General features: G+C 70.1%; 22 protein-coding genes. 8 read left to right on the top strand and 14 right to left on the bottom strand.

The features are described 5' to 3' along the window. Positions 1-12 precede the first annotated feature (12 nt). Positions 13-360: a hypothetical protein gene (locus tag ACYVBS_RS03885; RefSeq protein WP_460821912.1), complete on the top strand. Its 348-nt coding sequence runs from the start codon at positions 13-15 to the stop codon at positions 358-360. Positions 361-471: 111 nt separating this feature from the next. On the opposite strand, the gene ACYVBS_RS03880 is transcribed toward ACYVBS_RS03885, so the two are convergent. The 3 genes from ACYVBS_RS03880 to ACYVBS_RS03870 all read right to left on the bottom strand — a co-directional run bounded on the left by ACYVBS_RS03880 (position 472) and on the right by ACYVBS_RS03870 (position 5,505). Beyond that, positions 472-3,540: an efflux RND transporter permease subunit gene (locus ACYVBS_RS03880; protein WP_460821910.1), complete on the bottom strand. Its 3,069-nt coding sequence runs from the start codon at positions 3,538-3,540 to the stop codon at positions 472-474. Next, positions 3,537-4,643 carry an efflux RND transporter periplasmic adaptor subunit gene (locus ACYVBS_RS03875; protein WP_460821909.1) on the bottom strand — a complete coding sequence of 369 codons (1,107 nt, stop codon included), beginning with the start codon at positions 4,641-4,643 and terminating at the stop codon, positions 3,537-3,539. The genes ACYVBS_RS03880 and ACYVBS_RS03875 overlap by 4 nt, the downstream gene beginning before the upstream one ends. Before the next feature lie 67 nt (positions 4,644-4,710). Next, positions 4,711-5,505, bottom strand: a complete 795-nt coding sequence (locus ACYVBS_RS03870; protein ID WP_460821908.1) for a TatD family hydrolase — start codon at positions 5,503-5,505, stop codon at positions 4,711-4,713. Positions 5,506-5,563: 58 nt separating this feature from the next. On the opposite strand from ACYVBS_RS03870, the gene hrpB reads away from it, so the two are divergent. Together hrpB and ACYVBS_RS03860 are read left to right on the top strand one after the other, a co-directional pair. Further along, the gene (gene hrpB, locus ACYVBS_RS03865) at positions 5,564-8,128 is read left to right on the top strand and encodes an ATP-dependent helicase HrpB (protein ID WP_460821907.1); all 2,565 of its coding nucleotides are present in this window, start codon (positions 5,564-5,566) and stop codon (positions 8,126-8,128) included. Between the two features lie 103 nt (positions 8,129-8,231). Next, a complete protein-coding gene (locus ACYVBS_RS03860; RefSeq protein ID WP_460821906.1) occupies positions 8,232-8,588 on the top strand; it encodes a hypothetical protein in 357 nt (118 codons plus the stop codon). 76 nt (positions 8,589-8,664) lie between these two features. Here the strand turns inward: ACYVBS_RS03860 and ACYVBS_RS03855 are convergent, their stop codons facing one another. After that, positions 8,665-9,756 (bottom strand): hybrid sensor histidine kinase/response regulator, encoded by a 1,092-nt coding sequence (locus tag ACYVBS_RS03855; RefSeq protein ID WP_460821904.1) that lies wholly within the window; start codon positions 9,754-9,756, stop codon positions 8,665-8,667. A 243-nt stretch (positions 9,757-9,999) separates the two neighbouring features. Between ACYVBS_RS03855 and ACYVBS_RS03850 the strand changes: the two genes are divergently transcribed. Then, complete coding sequence (locus ACYVBS_RS03850) at positions 10,000-10,947, top strand: DMT family transporter (RefSeq protein ID WP_460821902.1); 948 nt, start codon at positions 10,000-10,002, stop codon at positions 10,945-10,947. Here ACYVBS_RS03850 and ACYVBS_RS03845 read toward each other — a convergent pair. Then, entirely contained in the window at positions 10,924-11,571 is a 648-nt protein-coding gene (locus tag ACYVBS_RS03845; RefSeq protein WP_460821901.1) for a pseudouridine synthase, read from the bottom strand. The two genes, ACYVBS_RS03850 and ACYVBS_RS03845, sit on opposite strands and share 24 nt — an antisense overlap. Before the next feature lie 67 nt (positions 11,572-11,638). Continuing rightward, positions 11,639-12,493 carry a class I SAM-dependent methyltransferase gene (locus tag ACYVBS_RS03840; RefSeq protein ID WP_460821900.1) on the bottom strand — a complete coding sequence of 285 codons (855 nt, stop codon included), beginning with the start codon at positions 12,491-12,493 and terminating at the stop codon, positions 11,639-11,641. 180 nt (positions 12,494-12,673) lie between these two features. On the opposite strand from ACYVBS_RS03840, the gene ACYVBS_RS03835 reads away from it, so the two are divergent. Both ACYVBS_RS03835 and ACYVBS_RS03830 read left to right on the top strand, forming a co-directional pair. Next, positions 12,674-13,678, top strand: a complete 1,005-nt coding sequence (locus ACYVBS_RS03835) for a DUF4344 domain-containing metallopeptidase (RefSeq protein ID WP_460821899.1) — start codon at positions 12,674-12,676, stop codon at positions 13,676-13,678. 150 nt (positions 13,679-13,828) lie between these two features. After that, positions 13,829-14,044, top strand: coding sequence for a hypothetical protein (locus tag ACYVBS_RS03830; RefSeq protein ID WP_460821897.1), 216 nt, complete (start codon positions 13,829-13,831; stop codon positions 14,042-14,044). A 203-nt stretch (positions 14,045-14,247) separates the two neighbouring features. Here the strand turns inward: ACYVBS_RS03830 and ACYVBS_RS03825 are convergent, their stop codons facing one another. After that, positions 14,248-16,479, bottom strand: a complete 2,232-nt coding sequence (locus ACYVBS_RS03825; RefSeq protein WP_460821896.1) for an NADP-dependent isocitrate dehydrogenase — start codon at positions 16,477-16,479, stop codon at positions 14,248-14,250. A 207-nt stretch (positions 16,480-16,686) separates the two neighbouring features. Here ACYVBS_RS03825 and ACYVBS_RS03820 point away from each other — a divergent pair, with 207 nt between their 5' ends. After that, positions 16,687-17,946: a ferredoxin reductase family protein gene (locus tag ACYVBS_RS03820; protein ID WP_460821895.1), complete on the top strand. Its 1,260-nt coding sequence runs from the start codon at positions 16,687-16,689 to the stop codon at positions 17,944-17,946. Positions 17,947-18,015: 69 nt separating this feature from the next. Here ACYVBS_RS03820 and ACYVBS_RS03815 read toward each other — a convergent pair whose 3' ends face one another. After that, positions 18,016-18,723: a UPF0149 family protein gene (locus ACYVBS_RS03815; protein WP_460821894.1), complete on the bottom strand. Its 708-nt coding sequence runs from the start codon at positions 18,721-18,723 to the stop codon at positions 18,016-18,018. A gap of 100 nt (positions 18,724-18,823) precedes the next feature. Here ACYVBS_RS03815 and ACYVBS_RS03810 point away from each other — a divergent pair, with 100 nt between their 5' ends. Continuing rightward, positions 18,824-19,216 carry a YchJ family protein gene (locus ACYVBS_RS03810; protein WP_460821893.1) on the top strand — a complete coding sequence of 131 codons (393 nt, stop codon included), beginning with the start codon at positions 18,824-18,826 and terminating at the stop codon, positions 19,214-19,216. Positions 19,217-19,330: 114 nt separating this feature from the next. Here the strand turns inward: ACYVBS_RS03810 and ACYVBS_RS03805 are convergent, their stop codons facing one another. From ACYVBS_RS03805 to ACYVBS_RS03780, 6 genes are all read right to left on the bottom strand, one after another. Continuing rightward, positions 19,331-19,822, bottom strand: coding sequence for a hypothetical protein (locus tag ACYVBS_RS03805; protein ID WP_460821892.1), 492 nt, complete (start codon positions 19,820-19,822; stop codon positions 19,331-19,333). A 36-nt stretch (positions 19,823-19,858) separates the two neighbouring features. After that, positions 19,859-20,185 carry a LysM peptidoglycan-binding domain-containing protein gene (locus ACYVBS_RS03800; RefSeq protein WP_460821890.1) on the bottom strand — a complete coding sequence of 109 codons (327 nt, stop codon included), beginning with the start codon at positions 20,183-20,185 and terminating at the stop codon, positions 19,859-19,861. Between the two features lie 96 nt (positions 20,186-20,281). Then, positions 20,282-21,112, bottom strand: a complete 831-nt coding sequence (gene queF, locus ACYVBS_RS03795) for an NADPH-dependent 7-cyano-7-deazaguanine reductase QueF (protein ID WP_460821889.1) — start codon at positions 21,110-21,112, stop codon at positions 20,282-20,284. Between the two features lie 103 nt (positions 21,113-21,215). Further along, positions 21,216-22,538 carry an amidohydrolase gene (locus ACYVBS_RS03790; protein ID WP_460821888.1) on the bottom strand — a complete coding sequence of 441 codons (1,323 nt, stop codon included), beginning with the start codon at positions 22,536-22,538 and terminating at the stop codon, positions 21,216-21,218. Between the two features lie 111 nt (positions 22,539-22,649). Then, complete coding sequence (gene zapE / locus ACYVBS_RS03785; RefSeq protein WP_460822174.1) at positions 22,650-23,729, bottom strand: cell division protein ZapE; 1,080 nt, start codon at positions 23,727-23,729, stop codon at positions 22,650-22,652. A gap of 72 nt (positions 23,730-23,801) precedes the next feature. Then, complete coding sequence (locus ACYVBS_RS03780; RefSeq protein WP_460821887.1) at positions 23,802-24,494, bottom strand: alpha/beta hydrolase; 693 nt, start codon at positions 24,492-24,494, stop codon at positions 23,802-23,804. Positions 24,495-24,510: the final 16 nt, after the last annotated feature.

Here is a 24,510-nt window from a genome sequence, read left to right as displayed (position 1 = left end):
AGGAGCCTTGCCATGACCGTCCAAACGCCGCGTCTTGCCCTCGCCGTCGCCCTGCTGGTGGCATCCGCCAGTGCCTTGTCCGCCGAACCGCCGGTGACCGAGGTGGCGCCCATCCGGGCCGCCGCCCTGCTGACTTTCCAGTGCGAGGCACGGGTGCTGCCGAAGCAGCGCGACGTGGGCGAGGCCCTGGGTCAGTACAACTTCAGCCAGATCTACGCGTCACGCGCACGCTTGATGAGCGAAGTGGGCCGGGCATGCCAGCGGTCCGGCGTCGAGCGGGTCGATGTGGTGATGCAGCCGATGGCATCGCCGCAGCGTGACGCGCGTTACCTGGCCTTGCAGGCCGCGCCCGCGCGCTGATCGCGTCAGTGCCGATCGCGGCTCGGTCGGCCGCACGCGGCATGGGCCCTCGGGCGCCCGGCACGAACCGGCTCGCCTGCCGCCATGCGACGAGCGGCGAGGGCCGCAGCGCTAGGCGTGCGCCGGACGCCGCAGCCGGCGACCGAACCAGTCGCCGACATCGTGCAGCACGGTGTACGCCGCCGGAATCACCAGCAGGCTGAGCGCGGTGGAAGTGATCAGCCCGCCGATCACCGCCCATGCCATCGGCGCGCGGAAGCTGCTGTCGCCGGAAAAGCCCAGCGCCAGCGGCAGCATGCCCGCGCCCATCGCAATCGTGGTCATGATTACCGGCCGCGCGCGCTTGTGGCAGGCATCCACCAGCGCGTCGTGCTGGCTCAGGCCATGCTGGTCCTCGGCCATCACCGCGTAGTCAACCAGCAGGATCGAGTTCTTGGTGGCGATGCCGATCAGCATCAGCAGGCCGATCAGCGCGGGCAGCGACAGCATGTTCTGGGTGATCAGCAGCGCGCCGAACGCACCGCCCGCGCACAGCGGGATGGCAGTGAGGATGGTCAGCGGCTGCATCGGGTGCTTGAACAGCAACAGCAGCACCATGTAGATGCAGGCGATGCCGGCGGCCATCGCCATCAGGAAGCCGGTGAACAGTTCGACGAAGATTTCCGCGTCGCCGGTGTTGATGAAGGCAACGCCGGGCGGCACGTTCTGCACCGATGGCAGCGCCTGCACCTCGGCCATCACTTCGCCCAGCGGACGGCCGTTGAGCTCGGCGGTGAGGGTGACGTTGCGCTGGCGCTTGTAGCGGCTGATCACCGACGGGCCGCTGCCTTCGCGGATGTCGGCGACGGCCGACAGCGGCACCGGGCCGCTGCTGCCGCGCACGCGGAGCTGCTCCAGCGTGGCGCGGTCGCGCAGGTCCTCGCGGGCGAAGCCGACGCGGATCGGAATCTGACGGTCGGGCAGGTTGAGTTTGGCCAGGCGCTGGGTGTAGTCGCCAGCGGTGGCCACGCGCGCGGCCTCGGCAATGCTGGCGGTGGACACGCCCAGGTCAGCAGCACGCGCGGCGTTGGGCACGATCTGCAGTTCCGGACGCAGCAGCGACGCGGACGAGGAGATGCTGCCCAGGCCCTGGATGCGGCGCAGGTCGCGTTCCACCGCGCTGGCGGCGGCGTTGAGCTGCACCGGATCGTCGCCAGCCAGCACCAGCATCATCTGCTCGCCCGGTTCGTTGCTGATGAAGCTCAGGCGTGCGCCAGGCAGGTCGGCCAAGGCATCGCGCACCGCCTGTTCCAGCGTGCGCTGGCTGCGGTCACGGTCGGCGGCCTTGCCCCAATCGAGGGTGAGCACGGCCTTGCGTGCGTCAGCGCCACCGCTCTTGGCCGGGTCACCCAGGTCGGGGACGCTGCCGATCTGGGTGAATACCTGCTTGAGTTCGGGGATGGCGGCCAGCCGGCGGCGCGCGTCCTCGGACACACGCGCGGTCTCCTCGATCGGCGTGCCCGGCGGCAGTTCCAGCGACAGCATGCTGCGGCCCTGGTCGGCCACCGGGATGAACGTGGTCGGGATCAGCGGGATCAGCGCCAGCGAGGCGATGAACAGCACCGTCGCCAGCCCGAGCGTGCGCCAGCGGTGGCGCAGCGCGGCGTCGACCCAGCGCAGGTAGCGCTTCATCAGTGCGCTGTCCTCGACCGGGCCGGTGTGCGGCTTGAGCAGGTAGGCGGCCATCATCGGCGTGAGCAGGCGCGCCACCAACAGCGAGAACAGCACCGCCGTCGCCGCGGTCCAGCCAAACTCGCGGAAGAACTTGCCGGCAATGCCGGGCATGAACGCCACCGGCACGAATACCGCCGCCAGCGTCACCGAGGTGGCGATGACCGCGGTGCCGATCTCGTCGGCAGCGTCGCGCGCGGCACTGAGCGGACTCTTGCCCATGCCGAGGTGGCGCACGATGTTCTCGATCTCGACGATGGCGTCGTCGACCAGGATGCCGACCACCACCGACAGCGCCAGCAGGGTGATCATGTTGAGCGAGAAGCCCAGCCAATGGATCACCGCGAAGGTGGGGATGATCGACAGTGGCAGCGCGATTGCCGACACCCACGTCGCGCGCCAGTCGCGCAGGAACCACCACACCACCACCAGCGCCAGCAACGCGCCTTCGACCAGCATGGTCATCGACGAACTGTAGGAGCGCTCGGTCTCCTCGGACATGTCGGTGACGAGGCGGAATTCAGTGCCGGCGTGCGCGGCGCGCAACTCCTCCAGCGCGGCCTTGACGCCATCGCGCACCTTCAGCTCGTCGGCGCCGCGGCTGCGCGAGAGCGAGAAGCCGACCACCGCCTTGCCGTCCAGCAGCGCGAGCTGGCTGGGGTCGGCGGCGCCGTCGGTGACGGCGGCCAGTGCCGACAGCCGCACCTGCTGGCCGTTGGGCAGGGCGATGCTGAAGTCGCGCAGTGCCTGGGCATCGGTGACCGTGGCAATCGTGCGGATGGTCTGCTGGCCGCCCGCCAGCTCGGCCTTGCCGCCGGGGCGTTCGACCTGGGTCAGCGCGAGTTGCTGGTTGACCTCGCCGGCGGTGACGCCGTGCGCCTGCAGCGCCTGCGGGTCCAGGTCCACGCGCACCTGGCGGTCGATGCCGCCGATGCGGTGCACCGCGGCCACGCCTTCCACGCCGTACAACGCGCGGGTGACGTGGCGGTCGACGAACCACGACAGCTCGTCATCGCTCATGCCCGGCGCGCTGACCGCATAGGTGAGCAGCGAGCCGCCGATCTCGACCTTCGACACCACCGGTTCCTGGATGTCCTGCGGCAGGTCCATGCGGATGCGGGTGACCGCGTCCTTGCTGTCGTTCAGCGCGACCAGCAGGTCGGTCTCCAGCTGGAACTCGATGGCGGTGGTGCTGACGCCTTCGACCACGGTGGAGGTGACGCGTTTGACGTTGTCCAGTGTGGCGACCGCGTCCTCGACGCGGCGGGTGACCTCGGTCTCCAGCTGTGACGGCGAGGCGCCGGGCTGGGTGATGGTGACCACGGTCATCGGGAAGGCGACGTCGGGGAAGCGCGCCACCGGCAGCTGGTGGAAGCCCCACAGGCCGGCGACGCACAGCACGAAAAACAGCATCACCGCCGGGACGGGATTGCGGATGCCCCAGGTGGAGAGGGAGCCGCCGCCGCTCACGGCTGGGCTGCCGGCTGGGCCGCGTCAACCACGCGCACCGCATCGCCATCGGCGAGGAAGCCGGCGCCGGCCACGACCACGCGGTCGCCGGGCTTGAGCCCGCGGCGCACCTCCACCAAGCCGCTGTCGCGCGTGCCCGCCTCGATCCGCACCTGGTGGGCGAGGCCCTTGGCATCGACGGTGAACACGGTGTTGAAGCCGTCGCGCAGCACTACTGCGGCGGCAGGCACCACCAGCGCCTGCACGGTGCCGGTGTCGATGCGGCCTTCGAGGTAGGTGCCCGGTTGCAGGCCGCCGGGTTGCGGCAGGTCCGCGTACACGGTGCCGGTGCGGGTGGCGGGGTCGACGCCCGGGGTCACCGCGCGCACGCGGCCGTCCACGCGCGCGCCTTCGCGCGAGGTGAGCGCGATCACGTCGCCGGGCGCCACGCGCGCCAGTTGCTCGGATGGCAGTTCGGCGCGCCACTCCAGACGACCGTCCTTGATCAGGCGCAGCAGCTCCATGCCGGCGGAGACCACCTGGCCCGGCTGCACCAGCCGCTTGCTGATCAGGCCATCGGCCGGGGCGCGCAGGTCGGCGAAGCTGCGCCGCAACGCCACCGAATCGCGCGCGGCGCGGGCCGTGCCCAGGCGCGCCTCGGCCTGGGTGCGCGCGGCGCGCAATTCGTCCAGCTGCATCGCGCTGATGAACTTGTCGCGCGCCAGGTTCTCGCCGCGCGTCAGGTTGGCGCGAGCCAGCGCGGCGCCGGCCTCGGCTTCGCGCAGGGACGCGTTGGCCTGGGCGAGGTCGGCGTCGAGCATGCGGTGGTCGAGGCTGAGCAATACCTGGCCGCGGCGCACCTGTTGGCCCACGTCCACCGCCAGGCGGGTGACGCGCAGACCGGACAGCTCCACGCCCAGCTGCATCTCCTCCACCGCCGCGACTGGTCCCGACACGGTGATCGAGCGGGCCAGCGGTCGGGTCTGCGGCTGCGCGACCGTCACGGTCTGCTGCGCCACCTTGCCGGTCTTGGCCTTGTCGCTCGCGGATTCGTCGCCTTGGCAGGCGGTCAGGGCCAGAGCCAGCGTGAGGATCAGGGGCAGCGTGCGGAACGGTGCGGCCACGGGCGGTCCATCAATGTGGGGGACGCCAAGTGTACGGGCAGGTACGGCGTGCCGTGCAACGCGGCCTTCACCGCGGCGGCAGGCGGAAGAACTCGCGCGCGGCGGCGGTGCTGTGGGCCGCGGTGGTGAGGACGTCCTCGCTGCGATCACGCGCCAGCTCCTCGACGATGTGCGCCAGGTACATCGGCTCGTTGCGGCGGTGGCTGGGCTGCGGGCGCACCGTGCGCGGCAGCAGGTACGGCGCGTCGGTCTCGATCATCAGGCGGTTGGCCGGGATGTGCTTGACCAGTTCGCGCAGGTGCAAGCCGCGGCGCTCGTCGCACAGCCAGCCGGTGATGCCCACGTACCAATCCTGGTCGAGGTAGTCGAACAGCTCTTCGCGCGTGCCGGTGAAGCAGTGCACCACCGCCGGCCCGAGGCGGCCTTCGAAGTTCTTCATCATCGCCATGAAATCGGCGTGCGCGTCGCGCTGGTGCAGGAACAGCGGCTTGCCCGTGTCCACGCCGATCTGCAGCTGCAGTTCGAAGGCGCGGCGCTGCGCGGGGCGCGGGGAAAAATCGCGGAAGTAGTCGAGGCCGCACTCGCCAACCGCGACGACCTCGGCGTGCGCGTGCAGTGCACGCATCTCCGCATCGCACTCGGCGGTGTACTCGATGGCGTGATGCGGGTGCACGCCGGCGGTGGCGAACAGCTCGCCCGGGTGCGCGCGGGCCAGTGCCAGTGCCTGCGGCGAATGTTCGCGGCTGGCACCGGTGATCACCATCTGTGCCACGCCGGCGTCGCGCGCGCGTTGCAGCACGGCATCGCGGTCGTGGTCGAAGGATTCGTGGGTGAGGTTGGCGCCGATGTCGATCAAGTCCATGGGGGGATTTTAGTCGACGCTGCGGTGTCGGGCCTGCGGCCCCGTATCCTTGTCGGCGATGAACCGCCCTGCCTTTCCCATCGACGCGCTGCTGCCGCAGATCCGCGAGAGTCTCGCCACGCACCCACGCCTCGTCCTCGAAGCGCCGCCCGGCGCCGGCAAGACCACCCAGGTGCCGCCGGCGCTGCTGGAGGCGCCATGGCTGGAGGGCCGGAAGATCGTGATGCTGGAGCCGCGCCGGGTCGCCGCACGGGCGGCCGCGACGTTCATGGCGCGCCAGCGCGGCGAGCAACCCGGCGAGACCATCGGTTACCGCATCCGATTCGAGAGCAAGGTCAGTGCGCGAACGCGGATCGAGGTGGTGACCGAAGGCATCCTCACCCGCATGCTGCAGGATGACCCGATGCTGGAAGGCGTCGGCGCGCTGCTGTTCGACGAGTTCCATGAGCGCCACCTCAGCGCCGACCTAGGCCTGGCCTTGGCGCTGGACGTACAGACCGGCCTGCGCGAGGACCTGCGCATCGTGGTGATGTCGGCCACGCTGGATGGCGAGCGCCTGGCGGCGTTCCTCGATGCCCCGCGCCTGAGCAGCGCCGGGCGGAGCTACCCCGTGTCGATCGCGCACTTTCCCGCGCGCCGTGAGGAAGCGCTGGAACACCAGGCGCGCCGCGCCATCGAGCATGCCGTCACGCAGCACCCGGGCGATGTGCTGGTGTTCCTGCCGGGCCAGCGCGAAATCGCGCGAGTCGAGGCCGCGCTCGCCGGCAGCGACGCGCTGCGCGGCGTGGACGTGTTGATGCTGCACGGCGAGCTGCCAGTGGAGCAGCAATCGCGCGTGCTGCAGCCCGATCCTGACGGCCATCGCCGCGTCGTGCTGGCGACCAACGTCGCCGAGTCCAGCGTGACCCTGCCCGGCGTGCGCGTGGTGGTCGACAGCGGGCTCGCGCGCGAGCCGCGCTATGACCCCAACAGCGGCTTCCCGCGCCTGGACGTGGTCAACATCGCGCAGGCGTCGGCCGACCAGCGAGCCGGTCGTGCCGGCCGCGTGGCCGAGGGCTGGGCCTACCGCTTGTGGCCGGAATCGCAGCGGCTGGAGCCGCAGCGCCGGCCGGAGATCGCCCAGGTCGAGCTGGCGGGCCTCGCGCTCGAACTGGCGGCGTGGGGAAGCACGCAGCTGCGGTTTGTCGATGCGCCGCCCGGCGGGGCGATGGCCGCCGCGCGCGAACTGCTGCAGCGCCTCGGCGCATTGGCCACCGGCAGCGCCGCGATCACGCCCCTCGGCCGCCGCATGCTGGCGCTCGGCACCCACCCGCGCCTGGCCGCGATGTTGCTCGCCCCCGAGGCGGCCGAAGCACGTGCGCTCGCCTGTGACCTCGCCGCGCTGCTGGAGGCGCGCGATCCGCTGCGCAGCGGCCCAGGTGCCACGCGTTCGGATGCCGTGGCCGAGCGCTGGCAGGCGCTGGCCGCGTTCCGGGACGGGCGTGTGCCCGGCAACGCCTCGCGGGCGTCGTTGGCCGCGCTCGACCAGGCCGCACGCCAATGGCGCCGCCGCCTGCGCGTGGACGCGCCGCCGCGCGCCGACCATCCCGCGCACGCGCTCGGTGACCTGCTGCTGCACGCCTTTCCCGACCGCGTCGCGCGCCAGCACCCGACTGACCCGTACCGCTACCCGTTGGCCAACGGCCGCAGCGCCAGGCTGTTCGACGACAGCGCGCTGTACGGCGAACCGTGGCTGGTCATCACCGAACTGCGCGACGAGGCCCGCGACGCGCGCATTCTGCGCGCCGCACCGCTGGACGAAGCGGTGCTGCGCCGCGACTTCCCCGAACGTTTCATCACCGAGGACCGCGTGGTGTGGGATGCGACCGTGCGCGGCATCGCCGCAGTGCGCGAGAGCCGCTATGACCGCATCGTGCTGTCCTCCAAGCCACTGGCCAAGCCCGATCCCGCGCGCTACGCCGACGCGCTGGTCGATGCGGTGCGCCAACTCGGCCTGGACGCGCTGCCGTGGACCGAAGGCCTGCGCCAATGGCGCGCGCGCGTGCGCTGCCTGCGGACCTGGTGCGCCGAGCTGGCCGAAGGCGAAGGCGCGCTGCCCGACCTGTCCGACGCCGCGTTGCTGGCCACGCTCGATGACTGGCTCAAGCCCGCGTTGAGCGGGAAGACCCGCCTCGACGCCCTCGACGAACAGAGCTTCGGCGAAGCGCTGAAGAGCGCGATGCCGTGGGCCTTGCGCCAGCGCATCGACACGCTGGCGCCCACGCGCATCACGGTGCCCTCGGGCATGGAGCGTCGCATCGAGTACGCGTGGGACGATGCACTGACCGACGCGGACGGCCACACCGTCGGCGGTCCGCAGCCACCGGTGTTGGCGGTGAAGCTGCAGGAACTGTTTGGCCTGGCCGACACCCCGCGCGTGGCCGACGGCCGCGTGCCGGTCACGCTGCACCTGCTCTCGCCGGGCGGCCGCCCGCTGCAGGTCACGCAGGACCTGAAGGGCTTCTGGGAGCGCACCTACCCCGAGGTGAAAAAAGAGATGAAAGGGCGGTATCCCAAGCATCCCTGGCCCGATGATCCGTGGACCGCCACCGCCACCCACCGCGCCAAGCCGCGCGGCACCTGAACGAATGCCGTCCCACCGCCGCGGGCACCGCACGCCGCTCACGCAACCGCAACGGCCCGCTGCGGAGACTGCCGTCCATGGTTCAACCTTGGAGAACGCCCTCGTGAACACCCTGCATTCCCTCCCCGATCGTGCCCTGGGCCTGGCCAACGCCGTGGGCGACGGCCTCAAGCAGGCGATGCCCGCCGCGGACAAGTGGCTGCAGGCAGGCGCAAAGCTGGGCGCGTTGAAGGGCGGCGCGCGCGTCGCCACCGCGCTGATGCGCCGCCACCCGATGATCGCGGCTGCCACCGTCGCCTCCGCCGGACTGCTCTGGTACGCCGCGCGCCGCAAGGCCCGGCAGGCCGAGGCGAGTGCACCGATCGAAGGCAGCGCGCGTCGCGTGGAGGCGAAGAAGCCGGGCACGCGCAAGGCCCGCACCGGCACGCGCAGCCGACGCACCTCCACCGCCCACGACTGAGACCGGCGGCGCAGGTCTGATGGCCCGCGCGTGAGGTGGCCTCACGCGGGGCAACGCGGCTTGCAACAGCCGCGCGTCAGGACGTCACTTCAGGCAATTCGATCACGAAGCGCGCACCCCCGCGGGTGCGCCCTTCGTACCAGAGCTGGCCACCGGCGGACTCGATGATCTGCTTGGCCAACGACAGGCCCAAGCCGCTGGAGATCGTGTCCTCCGGGTCGGCCTGCAAGCGGGTGAACGGCTTGAACAGTTCGCGTTGCCGCGAGGGCGGGATGCCCGGCCCGCGGTCGGCCACCACCAGCCGCCAGAACCCCGGCGCCCCACGCTGCGCCGCCAGCGAAAGCGGCGCATTGGGGGCGTACTTCATCGCGTTGGTGACGAGGTTCTCGCTGACCTGGCGCAGCACGCGCTCATCGATGGCCACGTACGCATCGTCCGTGGGCGGGATCACGGTGGGCGTGATGCCGCGCGCCTCCAGTTGCATCTCGTAGCGCTGCATCAGCCACTGCAAGGTCGCGCCCAGGTCCGCGCGCGCATCGGCATGCGGGTTGGCGCCACCGCGCGCACGGCTTTCCAGGTAATCGCGGATGTAGCCCAGCGCATCCTGCGCGCTCTCGTGGATCATGCGCAGGTAACGCGGCACCCGATCGGGCTTCACGCCGTCGTTGATCAGGATGTCGCTCGCGAACAGCACGCTGCTCAATGGGTTCTTCAGGTCGTGCGCGACCAGGTTGACCAGTTCCTCGCGTTCGCGCGCCACGCGCGTCAGCCGGTCGCGGGTCAACTTCAGGCCCACATGCGCATTCACGCGCGCCAGCAATTCCTCGGGCAGGAACGGCTTGGTGACGTAATCCACCGCGCCGGCCTCGAACGCGCGCAACAGCAGGTCGCGGTCCTGTGCCGCCGTGACGAACACGACCGGCACGTCGAAGGGATGGCGGCGCTCGCGCAGGCCGTCGAGCACCTCGAACCCGTCCATGCCCGGCATCATCATGTCGAGCAGCACCAGGTCCGGCGGTTGTGCCTCGAAGCGTTCCAGAGCCTCCTCGCCGCTGGCGGCGGTGACGACCTCGAACGACTGGCGTGCGAGCAGCATGCTGACCACCCGCAGGTTGGCGGGCTGGTCATCGACGACAAGGATGCGAGCGGTCGAAGTGGTGTTACCCATTCATCCCCAGCGTGGTGAGTGTGGCCGGCGTCCTGCCGCATCCATGCATCCAGGTCGACCACGGTAGCAGAACGCGCGCGGCCGTCGCCGCGACTGTGTTCAGGATCATCAAGTGTCCCCGGGGTGGCACGCGACGGCTGGCCTTGGGCCGGGTTGCGCCGCATCCTAGGCGCCCCCGGTTCAGGATCATGTGATGACCGCCGTTCGCGCGCCCAAGCCCCACCGCCGCCAGTGGTCCGTCCTTTGACCGCATCGCCGGCACAACTCCGCCGGGTCGGCCTGTTGCTGGGAGGCACGGGGGCGGTGCTGTTCTCGGCCAAGGCCATCCTGGCCAAGTTCCAGTTCCGCTACGGGCTGGATGCGCTGGACGTGATGGCGCTGCGCATGGCGTTGTCGCTGCCGCTGTTCCTGGGCCTCGGCCTGCGCGAGCACCTGCGCGGCAACCGCACGCCGTTGACCCGCCGCGAGTGGGCACAGGTGCTGGTGCTAGGCGTGCTCGGCTACTACCTGTCCAGCCTCCTGGATTTCTGGGGCCTGCAGTACGTGCCGGTGTCGATGGAGCGGCTGATCCTGTTCCTCAACCCCACGTTCGTGGTGTTAATCGGGTTGCTGGCGTTTGGCCGCAAGGTTCGGACGCGCGAATGGGTGGCGATGGCGGTGAGCTATGCGGGCGTGGCCCTGGTCTTCGCCGAGAACCTGCATCTGGAGGGACCGCACGTCGTGCGCGGCAGCCTGCTGGTGCTGGCGGCGGCGTTCAGTTACGCGTTGTACCTGGCGATGTCGGGCCAGCTCATCCGCCGGATCGGGTCGTTGCGGCTGGTGGCCTATGCGATGACCGTGTCGACGGTGGCCACCACGGTGCACTACCTGCTGGTGCGCGAGCCGGCGCAGCTCCTGGCGTTTGCGCCCGGGGCCTACGGACTGGCGCTGGTGAATGCGGTGCTGTGCACGTTCCTGCCGGTGACGTTCACCATGGCCGCGGTGGCGCGGCTGGGCGCGGGCACCGCCGCGCAATTGTCCGCGTTGGGGCCGGTGTCGCTGGTGTTCCTGGGCGGGTGGCTGCTGGGCGAACGGATCACCGCGCTGCAGCTGCTGGGCACGGCCGTGGTGCTGGGCGCGGTGTTGCTGCTCACGCGCGCGGGTGCGAATTCGGTACCGCTCGCGCCGTCAGCGCCGGCCCGGGGGGCGTGAGCCGCGGCGGGGAGCCCGCGACATCGGGCGCGCGCGCACGGAACCCGGTCTTGCGCGCGTCGCCGTCGGTTCCTGCGCAGATGCCGGCGCGTCCAGGGCACGCCATGCGCCGGGTGCCAAGTCGTCAAGGCGATACGGGCCGATGGCCACCCGGACCAGCCGCAGCGTCGGCAGCCCCACGGCCGCGGTCATGCGCCGGACCTGGCGGTTGCGGCCCTCGCTGATGGTGATTTCCAGCCACGCGTCCGGCACGGTCTTGCGGAAGCGCACCGGCGGGTCGCGGGGCCACAGGGCGGGCGCGTCGATGCGGCGCACGTCCGCGGGCCGGGTCGGGCCGTCGTTGAGCGCCACGCCGCGCCGCAGCGCGTCGAGCTGGTCGTCCCCGGGCTCGCCTTCCACCTGCACCCAGTAAGTCTTGGGCTGCTTGTGGCGCGGGTCGGTCAGGCGGTGCGCCAGTCCGCCGTCGTCGGTGAGCAGCAGCAGGCCCTCGCTGTCGTGGTCCAGGCGGCCGGCGGCGTAGACGTCCGGCGGCAGCCCGAAACCGGCGAGGGTGGGGCGCGGCGGCGTGCTCCGATCGGTGAACTGGCACAGCACGCCGTAGGGTTTGTTGATGGCGATGAGCATGGGCAAAGCGCGGGCGCACGGAACGTGACGGCCGCTCGCGCGGCGCCCGCGTTCCCGCCACGCGACGTCAGTCGCGGGCGGGCTTCCTGAAGCGCAACGTCATGCGGTCACTCTCGCCGATGGCGCGGTACATCTGCGCGTCTTCCGGGTCATGGCGGTTGCTGGGCGGCAACGTCCACACGCCGCTGGGGTGGGTGGTGGTGTCGCGCGGGTTGGCGTTGACCTCGCTGCGGGCGTCCAGCACGAACCCGGCGCGTTCCGCCAGTTCCTGCACGCGCGCTTCGGTCAGGTAACCGGACTTCTTCATCGCCTCCAGGTCGGTACCGGGCTTGGCGCGGTGGTCGACCACGCCCAGCACGCCGCCGGGCTTGAGCACGCGGAAGAACGCATCGAACATCGCCTGGTCGGTGCCCCATTGGGTCCAGTTGTGCACGTTGCGGAAGGTCAGCACGACATCAGCACTGCCATCGGCGCCGAACGCGGGCTGCGGCACGCTGAACTCACGCACTTCGACCCGGTCGTACTGTGCGGGGCCCGCCGCCAGCTTGGCGCGGAAGCCGGCGTTGCCCTTGGTGAGGTAGTTGCGCAGGCCTTCGGACTGGGCCGGGCCGGCCACCGCGAGCGCCGCGACCAGATGGCCGTCCGCGCGCAGGTACGGGGCCAGGATCTCGGTGTACCAGCCACCGCCCGGGGTGATTTCGATGACGTGGCTGGACGGCGTCACGCCGAAGAAGCGCAGGGTCTGCGCCGGATGGCGGTGCGGGTCGCGCGCCACGTTGGCCGGGTCGCGCCACGCGCCGGCGATGGCGGCGTCCAGCGAGGCGTCGGCCGCTTGGGACGGGACGTTGGGGCCGGCAGAGGGCGCGGTCGCGCAGCCAGCCAGCAGCAGCGGCAACAGCAGGGCCAGGCGGGAAGAGGTCATGGCAAGGCTCCGGGCGTGGAAAGGGGCAAGCCTAGCGCGAATGGATCCGGCACGGCCCCTGCCGAAGGGCAGTGCCGCCGTCGGATGCGAGGGGCCACTTGCTTCACACGGCAATCGCTACCATCGTCATCGCTATGGCGCAGCTTGCGCTGCGTCGACATGACCAAGGGGAGGCCGCGCGTGCGGGCCAATTACATCGCCATCCTGTCCGTTGCCCTCGTCGGCGTGGTTGCCGGCGCGGCAGGTCATGCCTGGTGGGAGCGCGCACGCCCGTCATCCACCCACGCCCCCGTCGCAACGCGCTTGCCTGTGGCGGCGAGCGAGCGGAAAGGCGCCCTGCGGCCTGCCGCCGCCAGGGCCGAGGCCGGCACCAACTTCACCTACGAATACGTGCCGCCGCGCAGCGACGCACTGAAGCCGATCTACCAGGCGGCCAGCGAAGGCAACTTCCTGCAGAAGCTGCACGAGATCAAGGCCATCGATGGCCTGTTCCAGTTGTCCAAGCCGATCAAGTACGTCACCGCCGAGTGCAAGAGCGCCGATGCCTTCTACGCGCCGGCCACCAACGAGGTGGTGCTGTGCTACGAGACCATCCAGGTGCTCAGCAAGCAGGCCGATGCCATGCGCGCGGCGGGCACGCTGGAGGAGGAATTCCCCCACCAGTACGTGCTGGCCAACCTGCGCTTCATCCTGCTGCATGAAACCGGTCACGCGCTGATCCGCCTGCTGGACCTGCCGACCACCGGCCGCGAGGAGGATGCGGTGGACCAGTTGGCGGTGATGCTGATGCAGAAGTTCGCCAGCGTGGACGAATCGCCGCTCCAGGTCACCGAGAACCTGCGCATGGCCGCGCATTGGTTTTTGCAGCGCGCGCAGGGGCAGTACAACCTCGATGCGTACGCCGACGAGCACGCGCTGGGCGAACAGCGCTACTTCAACCTGCAGTGCATGATCTACGGGCGCGACCCGGGCAAGTACCTGTACATCGTCACCGACGGCGACCTGCCGGCCGGGCGCGCCGAGCGTTGCCCGGAGGAAGCGCAGCGGGTGGAACACGCGTGGCTGCGACTGCTGCTGCCGCACGTCGCGCCCAAGTTCGAGATGTCGGAGGAGAAGGCACTGCGCTTCTTCCACCAGCAGGAGCGCGAGCGCGCCAAGAACGTCAAAAGCCCTTACGTGCGCTGAGCGGACCCGCGCCCGAACCCGCTTGCTGCGCTGCAACAATTCTGCAAGACCCGCTCCACCTGGGTGTCATCGGACGCCGGCAAAGTGCGCCTCGCTCAAGGACGAGCTTGGCCTGCACCGGGCAGCTCCCCGCCAACCCAGGAGAGTGTCATGCAACTGTTCCGCAGTCCGATGTTCCAGGAAACCGCGCGACCGGTGGTCGCTTCTTACCGGGACCGCGCATTCGGCGCCCGTTATGGCCGTCGCTCCGTCGCCCAGCGACAGGTCGCGTCGGTCACGCAGGAGGCCCGCATTGTGGCCGCCCGCGAATTCGCCACGGAAACCGCCGACGATTACGTCATCGTGTGTTACGACCGGGCCGCGTAAGCGCCTCGCGTCAGTCGATGCCCGCCGCACATCGCCGGCACATCGCCCCAGGATCAGAACGACGAAGGCCCGCAGATCGGCGGGCCTTCGTCGTGTCGTGCCTGCGGTAGGCGCGCCTCCGGCTGACACCGGACGGGCGCGCAGTTGTCCCCTGACGAGCGCCGTGACCGGGCGCCGTGCGCGCCCGGTCGCGATGGGCGCGCTCAGCCGGCCAGCGTCGCCAACGCAGCGTTGAACGTGGCGCTGGGACGCATCGCCGCGGCCAGCTTGGCCAGGTCGGCGTGGTAGTAGCCGCCGATGTCCACCGGCTGGCCCTGCACCGCGATCTGCTCCTGCACGATCGTCGCCTCGTTCTCGGTCAGGGCCTTGGCCAGCGGCGCGAACATGGCCTTCAGCGCGGCGTCGCTGTCCTGCGCGGCCAGCGCCTGCGCCCAGTACATGGCCAGGTAGAAGTGGCTGCCGCGGTTGTCGATGCCACCGACCTTGCGCGACGGCGACTTGTCGTTGTCCAGGAACTGCGCATTGGCCGCATCCAGCGCGTCGGCCAGCACCTTGGCGCGGGCGTTGCCGGTGGTGTCGGCCAGATGCTCCAGCGAGGCGGCCAGCGCCAGGAACTCGCCCAGCGAATCCCAGCGCAGGTAGTTCTCCTGCACGAACTGCTGCACGTGCTTGGGCGCGCTTCCGCCGGCGCCGGTCTCGAACAGGCCGCCGCCGGCCATCAGCGGCACGATCGACAGCATCTTGGCGCTGGTGCCCAGCTCCATGATCGGGAACAGGTCGGTCAGGTAGTCGCGCAGCACGTTGCCGGTGCACGAGATGGTGTCCTGGCCGGCGCGGATGCGCTGCAGCGACAGCGTCATCGCCTCCACCGGCGACAGGATGCGGATGTCCAGGCCCGCGGTCTCGTGGTCCTTGAGGTACTGCTCGACCTTGGCGATCAGGTTGCGGTCGTGCGCGCGCTGCGGATCCAGCCAGAACACCGCCGGCGTGCTGCTCAGGCGCGCGCGGTTCACCGCCAGCTTGACCCAGTCGCGGATCGGCGCGTCCTTGGTCTGGCACATGCGCCAGATGTCGCCGGCCTCCACCGCGTGCTGCATCAGCACGGTGCCGGCATCGTCGACCACGCGCACCGTGCCGGCCGCGGCAATCTGGAAGGTCTTGTCGTGGCTGCCGTACTCCTCGGCCTTCTGCGCCATCAGGCCGACATTGGGCACGCTGCCCATGGTGGCCGGGTTGAACGCGCCGTTGGCCTTGCAGTCGTCAATCACCGCCTGGTAGATGCCGGCGTAGCAGCGATCGGGGATGACCGCCTTGGCGTCCTGCAGCTTGCCTTCGGCGTTCCACATGCCGCCGCTGTCGCGGATCATCGCCGGCATCGAGGCGTCGACGATCACGTCACTCGGCACGTGCAGGTTGGTGATGCCCTTGTCGGAGTTGACCATAGCCACGCCCGGGCGCTGCGCGTACAGCGCGGCGATGTCGGCCTGGATCTGCGTGGCCACGTCGGCCGGCAGCGAGGGCAGGCGGGCGTACAGGTCGCCGATGCCGTTGTTGGCGTCGAAGCCCGCTTCCTCCAGCACCGCGGCGTGCTTCTCCAGCACCGGCGCGTAGAAACGCTTGACCGCCACGCCGAACATGATCGGATCGGACACCTTCATCATGGTCGCCTTCAGGTGCAGCGAGAACAGCACGCCGCGCGCCTGCGCATCGGCGATCTGCGCATCGATGAACGTCGCCAGCGCAGCGGTGCTCATCACCGACGCGTCCAGCACCTCGCCGGCCTGCACCTTGAGGCCGGTCTTGAGCATGCTGCGGCGGCCGTCGGCGCCTTCCAGTTCGATGTTGACGCTGCCGGCGGCCGGCATCACCACCGACTGCTCGCTGCCGTAGAAATCGCCGGCGTCCATGTGCGCCACGTGCGACTTCGACTCCGCGCTCCACGCCCCCATGCGGTGCGGGTGCTTGCGTGCATAGGCCTTCACCGACACCGGAGCGCGGCGGTCGGAATTGCCTTCGCGCAGCACCGGGTTGACTGCGCTGCCCATGACGCGGCCGTAGCGCGCCTTGACCTCGTTGTCCTGCTCGCTTTTGGGCTCTTCCGGATAATCCGGCAGCGCGTAGCCCTGCTGCTGCAGTTCCGCGATGGCCGCCTTGAGTTGCGGCACCGACGCGCTGATGTTGGGCAGCTTGATGATGTTGGCTTCTGGCGTGGTCGCCAGTTGGCCCAGTTCGGCGAGGTCGTCGGCGATGCGCTGCGACGGCTTCAGGTGCTCGGGAAACTGCGCCAGGATGCGCCCGGCCAGCGAAATGTCGCGGGTTTCCACCGCAATGCCGGCGGTGCCGGCAAACGCCTCGACGATCGGCAACAGCGACTGGGTGGCCAGGAACGGGGCTTCATCCGTCAGCGTGTAGATGATCTTCGGGGTGTTGGACATGGACAGGGGCTCGCTTGGGGGAGTGGCGCACGGCCGGAGTGGCGCGCGGCTTGATCCGTCATTGTCGCGCCGAGGGCGGTTCCGAGCAAAGCCGCGGCATACGCAGGCGCATGGAACGCCGCGGGATTGATGCCGATCAATACCGGGTGGCGACCGGCCCACTAGATTTGATCATCGCGTGCGATGCGCGCGCCCCGGAGCAACGGCATGACCCTCAAGTCGTGGCACGTGATCGCGGCACTGGTAGTGGCCAGTGCGGTGCTGGTGGGCATGGCGCTGCCAGCGGGAACCCGACTGGGCTCGGCCGGGGCCAGCCTCGCCAGCGGCGTCGCCGCGCTCACCCTGATGGCTGCCGCCTCGGTGCTGGCGGCGCGCTGGCCACGGGTGGAATCGTGGTTTGGTGGCCTGGACCGGGTCTACCGCGTGCACAAATGGATGGGCGTGTGGGCGCTGGGCCTGGCCAGCGTCCATCTGGTGTTCAAGGCCGGAATGCCGGAGTGGGATGCCTCCGCAATCCTGGCCCTGCCCGCCGGCTGGCCGCGGTTCCTGCGTCAGTTCTCGTTCGTGGGCCTGATGTTCATCGTCGTGCTGGCGCTCAATCGCAACATCCCCTACGGCCAGTGGCGCTGGTGGCACAAGTTGTCGGGGCCGCTGTTCGTGGTGGTGGTTCTGCACTGGCTGAGCTTCAAGCAGCCGCTGGCGCTGACCAGTCCCGCCGGGGCGTGGCTGCTGGCATGGTCGGTGCTCGGCGTGGTCGCGGCGTTCTACAAGCTGCTGCTGTACCGGTTCGTGTCCAGCCACGCGGAGTACCGGGTGGCGGAATTGCACCGCAACGAATCAGGCCTGCACCTGCAACTGCAGCCGATCGGCCGCGGTCTGGCCTTCACCCCCGGCCAGTTTGGATTCCTGCGGATGGAGGAAGAGGGCCTGCGCGAACCACATCCCTTCACCATCGCCTCGGGCGGTGAGGGCGGGCGCGCCGATTTCGTGATCCGTCCGCTGGGCGATTTCACCCGCAAGCTGCTGGCCGAGGCGAAGGTCGGCATGCGCGCCACCGTGCATGCACCGTTCGGTCGATTCGACCGCAAGCGCGAGGCGCGGCACGAGGTCTGGATCGGTGGCGGCGTGGGCATCTCGCCCTTCATCGCCTGGCTCCAGGATGCCCGTGCGACCGGCTTCGACAAGGTCACCCTGTTCTACTTTTTCACGCCCGGCCGCGAGTTTCCCGAGGTGTCGGTGCTGGAGGCGATGGCGCATGAGCGCGGCGCCGAGTTGGTGCCGGTATTGGCGGGGCCGTCCGATCCCGCCTTCGTGCAGCGGTTCGCCGACATCTGTCGCAGCGATCCGGCCGGCGTCGACGTGGCATTTTGCGGGCCCAAGGGGCTGATGACGCACGTGCGTGCGCGCATGCAGGAACACCGCGTGCCCGCCGACCACCTGCGCTACGAGCACTTCGACTTCCGCTGAGCGCCTGCACGGCCACGCGCCGCTGTGCAGCGGATCACCCCGCTGCACGTTGGGGCCGCATCCGGCCCTTCAGGCCCCGTGGCAGGCCTTGAACTTCTTGCCGCTGCCGCACGGGCAGGGATCGTTGCGGCCCGGCGCGGCGTCCTTGCGGATCGGCTCGCGCGGGGTCAGCGCGTCGATGCGGTGGTGGTGCAGGTCAGCGAGCATGCCCGGCAGACCGGCGACGATCTCCAGCCGCTCGCGGTAGCTGATCGGGGTGGGCTCGGCGGTCGGGTCCTCGCCGATGATCTCGCCGCTGGCGATCTGGTCGAGCAGGCCGAAGATTTGTTCGATCCACTCGTTCTCGTCCAGCCACTGGTCCCACTGCGCCTCGCGCAGCTCCACCGCGGTGAAGAAGCCCAGCGCCCAGTCGCGGCCCACGTCCAGTTCGTCAGGGTGCTCGGCTTCGGCCTCCTCGGGCAGCCACAGCAGCGGTGCCAGATGGTCGGGCAGGTCGTCGTCGCCGTGGCGCACGCGCGCGCTGGCCATGTTGAAGTGGCCCTGCAGCAGCGCGTCGACTTCCTGCGCCTCGGCGTCGCTGTCCCAGCGCGGCGGCTTGCCGCCCCACACCAGCGGCTGCCACTCCTCGGCCGGCACCTCGGACGGGCCGACTACCAGTGCCGACAGAAACCCGTCCAGCGCCTCCAGGTTGAAGCCCTTGAACGGCACGGCGCGCTGGTCGAGCAGGTCGGACAGGCGCTCGATCTGCGCGTCATCGAGGTAGGCAAGGGCTTTCATGGGCATGGCTCGCGGGGGTCAGGCGTGCATGGTATCGCCGGCGCGCGCGCACGCCCACAATGGCGCCCGGTTTCCACGCACCACGGCCGGCCCGAATCCCATGCCATCGCCCGCTCTCTGTCCCTGCGGCTCCGGCCGCGCCTATGCCGAATGCTGCGGCCCGCTGCACGCGGGCACCGCACAGGCCGCCACCGCGGAAGCGCTGATGCGCTCACGCTACAGCGCGTTCGTGCGCGCCGACACGGCCTACTTGCTGGCCAGCTGGCATCCCACCACCCGCCCGGATTCGCTGGACCTGGAGGAGGCGGCGGCCACCCGCTGGCTGGGTCTGGACGTCCGCCGCCACGTGCCGGTCGATGCCGACCACGCCACGGTGGAATTTGTCGCGCGCTGGAAGGTTGGCGGTGCGCCGGCCGTGCGCCTGCACGAGCTCAGCCGGTTCGTGCGCGAAGCGGGGCGCTGGTACTACGTGGACGGAAGCTTCCCCGACTGACGGCCAAAAAAAAAGGCGCGATTCGCATCGCGCCGGTGCCCGCCTGGAGACGGGGAGAGAGAAGGTGGCGGCGGAGGGCCTGGGAGGGTGGCCGCCCCGCCGCGATGAAACGGGTTACTTGACCTCGAACTCGCGGGTCTGCACCACGTCACCGTTGAGCATCACCTCGAGCTTGTACTTGCCGGTCGGGAAGCCGTCGGGCTTGCTGATCTTGAAGTTGGTCACGCCCGCGCCGGTGAGGTTGGCGTCGACCGTTTCCTCGTTGACGACCTGGCCGTCCTGGAAGCTCCACTTGGCGCCCAGCTTGCTGGCTACGGTGGCCATCGGGTCGCTGGTGCTGGTGGCGACGGCGGCGAAGATCGTGTCGCTCGGCTTGAACGTGGTGGCCGGCGCAGTGATCTTCATGTCGGCGCCGACGGCAGTGCCCAGGTCGACACCGGTGACCGACGCAGTGGCGGCGACCGGGGCGGGGGCGGGCATGGGCGCGGGTTCGGTGGTCGCCGGCGGCGGGGTCACGACCGGCTCTTCCTTCTTCTTGCAGCCCACCACGGCGAGCGAGGCGACGAGTGCGGCGGCAAGGGCGAGGTGCGTGCGGTTAGGGGTCATGGGGGGCTCCTGGGGATCGGTTCGGACGGGCGCGGCTCATTCGCCGGCGTCGATGGCGGGAATCTTCAGTACCTGGCCCGGGAAGATCCGGTCCGGGTCGTCGATCTGGTCGCGGTTGGCCTCGAAGATGTCGCGCCACGCGCTGGCCTTGCCGTAGAACTGCTTGGCGATCGCGGACAGCGTGTCGCCCTTCTCGACGGTGTAACTCTGCTGGGCCGTGTCGCCGGCGGTGCTGGACGTGATCTCCTCGGTGGACGACACCGAGGACTGCACGTTGCTGAAATCGGCCTGCTTGCGGATCTCTTCCGTGCTGGACACGCGGCCCTGCACGTTGGAGAAGTCGGCTTTCTTCTCGGTGCTCATGTGGGGGCTCCTCCCCGGCATCGTTGCGAGGGGAGCACGTTGGCACGAAGGTTGTTAAGGAAAGATGCCGCCCGCGTGAAAATGCCGCGCGCGCGGTTACTGGCGCGCTCCGCGGCGTGCGACGGGAGTCACGAAACCGGGCGTCGCCCGCCACGGGTTGATGTCCAGGCCGCCGCGGCGGGTGTAGCGCGCTTCCACCGACAGCCGCTCGGGGCGGGCCTGCGCCAGCAGGTCGGTGAAGATGCGCTCCACGCACTGCTCGTGGAACTCGGCGTGGTCGCGGAACGACACCAGGTAGCGCAGCAGCCCGGCGCGGTCGATGCGCGGCCCGCGATAGGCGATGCGCACGTGCGCCCAGTCGGGCTGGCCGGTGACCGGGCAATTGGATTTCAGCAACGCGCTGGACAGCGTTTCCTCGACCACGTCATTGGCATCGACCGCGAGGTAGTCGGCACGGGGCGGCCCGTAATGGTCGATGGCCACGTCGAGCGCATCGATCGACACCGCGCCTTCCTCGTCTTCCGCCATCGGCGGCAAGCCGAATGCGACGCGCACCGGCGCGCCGGCCACGCGCGACAGGTCCTCGGCAATGCACGCACGCACCGCGTCGGCATCCTGGAAGCGGCTGGCATTGAACGAGTTGAGGTACAGCTTCAGCGACTTCGACTCGACCAGGTTGGGCGCGTCCGCCGGCACCTCGAACGTCGCCGTGGCCACCACGGGCTTGCCCTTTGCATCGAGCCAGCTCAGCTCATAGGCATGCCAGCGGTCGTGCCCAACGAAGGGCAGCGACGCGTCGTGCAGGCCGATGGCATGCCGCCCCAGCGTGCGCGCGATGGGGTACAGCAGGCCCGGATCGTAGCCCTGCGGGTAGTCGACGTGGCGGCCCAGCGCGGAGCCGGCGACGGAGTTATCCTGGGTGGTCATCCGCCCATTATCGCCCGCCGGGCTCCTGGCCGCGGCGCACCCGCGCATGGCATTCATGTGGCGTGCGGTCCGCCCGGCCGGGCCGCCGCACTCCGCGCCGGCCTCAGCCCTTGGCGCCGCCGTGCAGGTAATCCAGCGTCACCTGCAGCAGTGCGCGCAGGCCCAGGTCGAGCGACGACTCGTCCAGGGTGAACTGCGGCGAGTGGTTGCTGGGCGCGGTCACCGGGTCGATGCCCTTGGCCGTGGCGCCGACGAAGAAGTACATCGATGGCACCTCGCGGGCGAAGAACGAATAGTCCTCCGCGCCCATCTGCAACGAGGGCTCGATCACGTTGTCCTTGCCCGCCACCGCCTGCAGGCTCGGCAGCATGCGCGCGGTCAGCGCCGGATCGTTGTAGGTCACCGGGTTGCCGTCGCCATCGGGCACGCGCGCCTCGACCGTGGCGCCATGCGCGGCCGCCACGTGCGTGGCCACGTTCTTCAGGTCCTGGAAGATCCGCTGCCGCATCGCGTTGTCGAAGGTGCGGATGGTGCCGGTCATCACCACCTCGTCGGGGATGATGTTGAAGCGGATGCCCCCGTGCACGGTGCCGAAGGTGACCACCGCAGGCAGCTTGGCAATGTCGGTGCGGCGGCTGACCACCGTCTGCGCGCTGCCGACCAGATCGGCGGCGGCCGCCACCGGGTCGATGCCGCCCCACGGCCGCGAGCCGTGGGTCTGCCGGCCCTTCACCGTGATCGCGAACGCATCCGAAGCCGCCATCAGCGGTCCCTGGCGCACGCCGATCTGCCCGGCCTGCAGCGTCGAGAACACGTGCAGGCCGAATGCGGCGTCCGGCTTGAAGTCCTTGAACACGCCCTGCTTGAGCATCAGCTCCGCACCGCCTTCCTCGCCGGCGGGTGCGCCTTCCTCGGCCGGCTGGAACACCAGCATCACCTGGCCCGGCAAGTCCTGCTTCATCTTCACCAGCGCATCGGCCACGCCCAGCAGGATGCCGGTGTGCGCGTCATGGCCGCAGGCGTGCATCACACCCGTCGTCTGCCCGGCGAACTGCGTGGTCACCTTCGATGCGAACGGCAGGCCGGTCTGTTCGGTCACCGGCAGCGCGTCCATGTCCGCGCGCAGCATCACCTTCGGTCCCGGCTTGCCGCCCTGGATGATCGCGACCACGCCGTGGTGCGCCATGCCGGTCACCGGCTTCAACCCCAGCGCGCGCAGGTGTTCGGCCACCTTGGCGGCGGTGCGCTGTTCGCGGTTGGACAACTCCGGGAACTGGTGGAAATCGCGACGCCACTTGATGACCTGGTCGCGCTGCGACTGGGCCGCAGCCGTGACTTCGGCACGCTCGGCCGGCGGCGCAGTCTGGGCCGCGGCCACGGACGGCAGCAGGGCGGCGATGGCAAGGGCAAGCAGCGGACGGCGCATGGAGTCTCCGGGCGTCAGGCGTTTAAGGGCGATGCCCGATCGTACTCCGGGGCAGGGCGCTGGCGCCCTATATCCTTTGTCGAACGTCCAACCCGGCCGCACTTTTCCCGGCTAACCCCGGTGCTCCAGCGCCAGGTACTCCGCCGATTGCATCTCGATCAGGCGCGACGCCGTGCGTTCGAACGCCCCCGCCAGCTTCTGCCCAAGGTACAACCCGGGCGGCGCCTCGGCGGCGGTGCACACCAGGTTGACGTGGCGGTCATACAGTTCGTCGATCAGGTGCACGAAGCGACGCGCCGCGTCGTCATTGGTGCCGTCGAAGCGCGGGATGCCGCCCACCAGCACCGTGTGGTACTCGGTTGCGATCTCGATGTAGTCGCCGGCCGCGCGCGGGCCCTCGCAGAGCGCGGCGAAATCGAACCAGGCGTGCCCCTCGGCCAGGCAGCGCACCGGGATCGGGCGGTCGTCGATCACCAGCGGGCCGTCCTCGCGCGGCATGCCGGCACTGAGTTCGTCCCAGCGCTGCGCGAGCCATGCCTCGGCACCTTCGTCCAACGGCGCGCGGTACACCGGCGATCGCGTCAACGCGCGCAGGCGGTAGTCGTGGGCGCTGTCCAGGTACAGCACGCGGCAGTGCCGCTGCAACTGCGCGATCGCCGGCAGGAAGCGCTCGCGTTGCAGGCCATGCGCATACAGGTGCTGCGGCTCGGTGTTCGAGCTGGTGACCAGCGCCACGCCCTCGGCGAACAGCCGTTCCAGCAGCCGTCCCAGCAGCATCGCATCGCCGATGTCGTTGACGAAGAACTCGTCCAGCACCAGCACGCGCATCTGCTGGCCCCAGTGCCGCGCGATCGTGACCAGCGGATCGCGCTCGCCCGCATGGGCGCGCAACTGCGCGTGCACTTCGCGCATGAAGCGGTGGAAGTGGGTGCGTCGCTTTTCCGCGAACGGCAGCGCGTCGTAGAACAGGTCGATCAGGAAGGTCTTGCCGCGCCCCACGCCGCCCCACAGGTACAGGCCGAGCGCCGGCGGCTTGGGCTTGCCGAACAGGCTGTCGAGCAGGCCGCGCTTGGCAGGCGCGAGCAGGGCGGCGTGCACGCGATCCAGCTCGCGCAGTGCCGCGTGCTGCGCCGGATCGTCGTTCCAGTCGCCGCGCGCCACGCCCGCCGCATAGGCGGCTGACGGCGACACACCGGGTACGCTTTCCGAAGCGCTCACGCACACACCTGCGCGACGCACGCGTCGCGAGCGACGGCCACGGGCTCAACCATGGTGCAGTGCCGTCGGCAGGTACGGACGCACCCCGTTCTTGATCACGCCGCGCAGGTCCATCAGGCGGCGGTGGAAAAAGTGGCTGGTCTCGGGCATGCGCACCAGTTCCGGCGGCTGCGGCAGGTCCTTCAGGCTGTCGACCCACGCATACACTGCCTCGGGCTCGACGATCTCATCGGCCTCGCCCTGCACGATCAGCCACGGGCAGTCCGGCGGGGTGATGGCACCGAAATCCCAGCGCCGGCCCGCCGCAGGCGGCGCGATCGACACCAGCATGCCGGGCGAAAGCGCGGCCGCGCACTTGATGGTCACGTACGAGCCGAAGCTGAAGCCGGCCAGCCACAGCTCGGCCTCCGGGTGCGCGGCGCGCACCCACGACACCACCGCGCGCAGGTCGTCCGACTCACCCTCGCCATGGTCGAAGTGGCCCACCGAGGCGCCGACGCCGCGGAAGTTGAAGCGCACCGTGGCCACGCCGGATTCGCGCAGCGCACGCGCGGTCATCGTCACGACCTTGTTGTGCATCGTGCCGCCCTCGGTGGGCAGGGGGTGGCACACCACGGCGACCGCGGGCCTGACCGGCGTCTCGGCGTCGGGGAAGTCGACTGCCACTTCCAACGGCCCGGCAGGGCCGTTGATCAACAGCGAGGGCGTGTCGGCCGTCGGGAAAGCGGGCTGGTTCATCCGGTCATTCTACGCC

It is taken from the genome of Lysobacter olei (assembly GCF_054777355.1).
Note: the sequence above shows the minus strand (reverse complement) of the source record. Positions and strands in the feature narration are given on the sequence as shown.

Coding starts and splice junctions, on each gene's coding strand:
- ACYVBS_RS03885 (WP_460821912.1), top strand. CDS start 13: ATGACCGTCCAAACGCCGCGTCTTGCCCTCGCCGTCGCCCTGCTGGTG.
- ACYVBS_RS03870 (WP_460821908.1), bottom strand. CDS start 5,505: ATGGACTTGATCGACATCGGCGCCAACCTCACCCACGAATCCTTCGAC.
- hrpB (WP_460821907.1), top strand. CDS start 5,564: ATGAACCGCCCTGCCTTTCCCATCGACGCGCTGCTGCCGCAGATCCGC.
- ACYVBS_RS03855 (WP_460821904.1), bottom strand. CDS start 9,756: ATGGGTAACACCACTTCGACCGCTCGCATCCTTGTCGTCGATGACCAG.
- ACYVBS_RS03845 (WP_460821901.1), bottom strand. CDS start 11,571: ATGCTCATCGCCATCAACAAACCCTACGGCGTGCTGTGCCAGTTCACC.
- ACYVBS_RS03840 (WP_460821900.1), bottom strand. CDS start 12,493: ATGACCTCTTCCCGCCTGGCCCTGCTGTTGCCGCTGCTGCTGGCTGGC.
- ACYVBS_RS03830 (WP_460821897.1), top strand. CDS start 13,829: ATGCAACTGTTCCGCAGTCCGATGTTCCAGGAAACCGCGCGACCGGTG.
- ACYVBS_RS03825 (WP_460821896.1), bottom strand. CDS start 16,479: ATGTCCAACACCCCGAAGATCATCTACACGCTGACGGATGAAGCCCCG.
- ACYVBS_RS03820 (WP_460821895.1), top strand. CDS start 16,687: ATGACCCTCAAGTCGTGGCACGTGATCGCGGCACTGGTAGTGGCCAGT.
- ACYVBS_RS03815 (WP_460821894.1), bottom strand. CDS start 18,723: ATGAAAGCCCTTGCCTACCTCGATGACGCGCAGATCGAGCGCCTGTCC.
- ACYVBS_RS03810 (WP_460821893.1), top strand. CDS start 18,824: ATGCCATCGCCCGCTCTCTGTCCCTGCGGCTCCGGCCGCGCCTATGCC.
- ACYVBS_RS03805 (WP_460821892.1), bottom strand. CDS start 19,822: ATGACCCCTAACCGCACGCACCTCGCCCTTGCCGCCGCACTCGTCGCC.
- ACYVBS_RS03800 (WP_460821890.1), bottom strand. CDS start 20,185: ATGAGCACCGAGAAGAAAGCCGACTTCTCCAACGTGCAGGGCCGCGTG.
- queF (WP_460821889.1), bottom strand. CDS start 21,112: ATGACCACCCAGGATAACTCCGTCGCCGGCTCCGCGCTGGGCCGCCAC.
- ACYVBS_RS03790 (WP_460821888.1), bottom strand. CDS start 22,538: ATGCGCCGTCCGCTGCTTGCCCTTGCCATCGCCGCCCTGCTGCCGTCC.
- ACYVBS_RS03780 (WP_460821887.1), bottom strand. CDS start 24,494: ATGAACCAGCCCGCTTTCCCGACGGCCGACACGCCCTCGCTGTTGATC.